Source organism: Thiohalocapsa sp., from assembly GCF_019695415.1.
Taxonomy (GTDB): domain Bacteria; phylum Pseudomonadota; class Gammaproteobacteria; order Chromatiales; family Chromatiaceae; genus Thiohalocapsa.
In genome coordinates, this window is record NZ_JAIFKJ010000206.1 from 1 (window position 1) to 2951 (window position 2951).

Genomic DNA, 2951 nt, shown 5'->3' on the forward strand with positions numbered 1-2951 from the left:
TAGCTCGGCGGGTTCAGCGACATCAGGTGCTTGCGCACTACCGGTGTGCTGTGGCGCAGCCGCGCCAGCACCGGTTGCGGCAGGTCCCGCAGCGCACCGGCAAGGCAGGTCAGCGCCGCCCGCGATCCCGACGGAAGATCCAGCGCCGCCAACGCGGCGCCGATGGCATCCCGCCGGCGCAGGGCATGCCGCTGCCAAGGGGCGGGCATCGTGTCCAGACCGGTGAAGGCGGCGCGCAGCTGTGCCGCTGCAGCCATCATTCGCTCGTGCAGCCGGCGGATCGAATCTTCAAACGCGGCCTCCGCCAACACCGCCCAGCCGGGCAGCCGCAGCAGCGCACCCGGCGGCCGGCGGCCGGCGATCACGGCTTCGTCGTCACAGTCCAGCACCTCGCTACCGGCGATGTCCGGCTCCAGCTCCCGCAGCAGCGCCGTCACCAGCCGCGCGCCGACGAAGCTCAAGGGGTCCAACAGTTGCCGGCGGGTGCGCCGGTCGTGCTGCAGAGGCGTTTCGGCAGCACCCGTCAATTGCGCAAGCTCCGATGCATTCCCATAAAGCACATGCAGATGGAACTGCTTCGCTGCCTGCACACTCTCCCGGTCCAGGGTGTGGGGGTCGCAATTGAGCGCCAGGTGCAGGGCGCCGTTCGCCAGGCCGTAGGCGGCCATGACCTCGGGATCGGAGACGAAACGCACGAACTCGAGCCCTGTGCGCCAGAGCGCGCGACCGGTGGCGGGCGCCACGTCGCAGGGGCTCGGTTTATCGCGCGCGGACACCTCGCTCAGCATCAGGTCGAAGTGGGCATGCGGCATTGCCTTGTCCCCGAGCGCCAGCCGGTCCGTGCCGTCGGCGGCGCAGTCCAGCAAGCTGACCGTGCGGCGGTGGAAGCGCTCCAGCGGCGTCGCCCCCGTCAGCTCCAGCCCGCTCAGCCCAAAGCTTGCCGGCGGCCCCGGCACCCGCAGCCGGCTCCAGGCCACCGGCATGCGCCAGGCCGCCGCCGGCACGATGACCGCGAAGGGATCCGCACCCAGCAATGCTGCACCCCGTTGCCGGCGCTGATGACGTCGGCCTCGGCTCATGCGCGCCGGCGTAGGTCCTGTGTCGGCGCGGACGCTTGGCGACCTTTGCGGTTGGTCCGGTCGGCGGCCCGGGGCGTCATTGCAGTCTCCCGCCCATGGCCTGGGTATCCGCAATCACCTCGCTGATGAGGCGCCCGGCGAGCCGGTTGAAGGCGGCGACGATGGCCTCGGGTGTGGTGCGCCCGTCGGGACTCGTCGCCACCAGCTCCTCGGCGCGGTAGGTCTTGGCCACCAGCACCTGCCGGCCCTTGCCGCGCACCAAGGTCAGACTCAGCTCGCCGAGCACCCGCGGCGGGCTGTCCGTGGGCCGGTGTTCAAAGCGCTGTAGCTCACCCGTGAGCAGGTAGTCGGCACGCGCAGGGTCGCCCGCGGTGATGACATGCTCGAACACACCCGCTGCGCGCAGGGCTGCCGCGAGGTCGTCCGCGATGGCCCGCCCCGGCACCTCCTCCCAAAGCAGCTCGGCATAGCGCTGCACCTCCAGCGGCGCCTCGGCGGTGCGGTAGACCATGCGGCTGCCGCCGAGGAAGCCGCGCGCGGCGATGGGTGTCACCCGTAGGGTACCCGGGATGGGGCGGCTGCTCGGCGGCGCGCTCACCTCTGGGCGCAGGCTGAAATGCAGATCACGCAGGCGCTCGCCGCCGCCGCACCCTGCGAGCAGAGCGCAGGCCAGCAGAGCCGGCAGCCCCAGCGCGAGGAGACGTGTCAACGATCCAGCCAAGGCGTAGGCTCCTGCTGCGGGCGTTGAAACAACAGCGACTTGGGATCTTCGCGCAGGTCGCCGGTCAGCGCCGAGAGGTTGCGCGAGGCGGTCTCGATGTTGGCGAGGATGGGCGCCAGCGCGGCAGAGATCTCCTGCAACAGGTATTGCACGTCGTCCAAGGAGTCGGTCACCGCGGGCTCCGCCTGGTTGACGACACGGCGCAGGTCCGTACCCAGCGCCGTGTACTCCTGCACGGCGGCACCCACGTCGTCGCTGCGGGACTCGAGCCCCGACGAGGCGGTGGCGAGATTGGCGGTCAAGGCGTCCACGGAGGCCAGAATGGCGCCGATACGCTCCGGGTCTACTGTCTGCTCGATGTCGGCAGAGAGCTGGCGCAGGTTCTGGAACACCTCAGCGAGGCCCTCGCCGGCAACCGCGCCTGCGCCCTCCTCGCCGTCCTCACCCGTGCCGAGCGCGCCGATCAGCCCTTGAATGCGTGCCTGCAGATCCTGGAGCGCCGGGCGGATGGTGTCGTCGATGGCCGCCTGAAGCCGCGTCAGTGCCAGCGCCGCCTGGCTCGGCAGGTCTGGCTGCCGCGGCAGGGTCGGGATGACCGCGTCCGCGGCGAGCCGCTCATCGGCAGGCCCCGGCTGGATGCGGATCTGATTACCGCCGAGAAAGCCCGCCGGCGCCAACTGCGCCTCGCTGCCCTCCGGCACCGGCCAGTCTCGCTGAATACGCAGCGTGGCCCGGAAGCAAGGCAGCTCCGCGGAGCGCAATGCGCCCGTCTCTGGACATTCTGCGCGATCCGCATCACCGGCGAACACCGGCTCCACAGCGCCGACATGACCGATCACGAAGCCCTCCTGCACCACGTCCAAGCCCCGGTCCAGGCCGGCGGCATCCGGAAAGTAGGCACGCAGCGGATAACCGCCGAAGAGCGCCGGCAAGTTGAGCAGCACCACGCCCAGCACCACGCCGGCCATGGCGACCACGAACAGCCCCGCCAACGCCAAATCCCGCCGCTGCCGGCGGCCGCGGCGGATGCCGGGGGCGCCGATCTCGGGGGGTTGGTGCAGGCGTTCGAGGGGCATAGTTACCAGTTGCGAGTTACGAGTTACGAGCTGTCAGTCAAAAGGAGCGCGCTGGCGTGTCGTGTACCTCAGCCC

Annotated in this window: 3 protein-coding genes; all 3 read right to left on the reverse strand. The window is 70.6% G+C overall.

What is annotated here, in order from left to right; genetic code table 11:
- Nucleotides 1–1079: hypothetical protein (locus I6U14_RS05840; protein WP_296897641.1), on the reverse strand; the 1079-nt coding region annotated here is incomplete at its 3' end.
- 76 nt (nucleotides 1080–1155) lie between these two features.
- Nucleotides 1156–1800 carry an ABC-type transport auxiliary lipoprotein family protein gene (locus tag I6U14_RS05845; protein ID WP_296897643.1) on the reverse strand — a complete coding sequence of 215 codons (645 nt, stop codon included), beginning with the start codon at nucleotides 1798–1800 and terminating at the stop codon, nucleotides 1156–1158.
- On the reverse strand, nucleotides 1785–2876 hold the full coding sequence (locus tag I6U14_RS05850) for an MlaD family protein (RefSeq protein WP_296897645.1): 1092 nt from the start codon (nucleotides 2874–2876) through the stop codon (nucleotides 1785–1787). The genes I6U14_RS05845 and I6U14_RS05850 overlap by 16 nt, the downstream gene beginning before the upstream one ends.
- Nucleotides 2877–2951 lie beyond the last annotated feature (75 nt).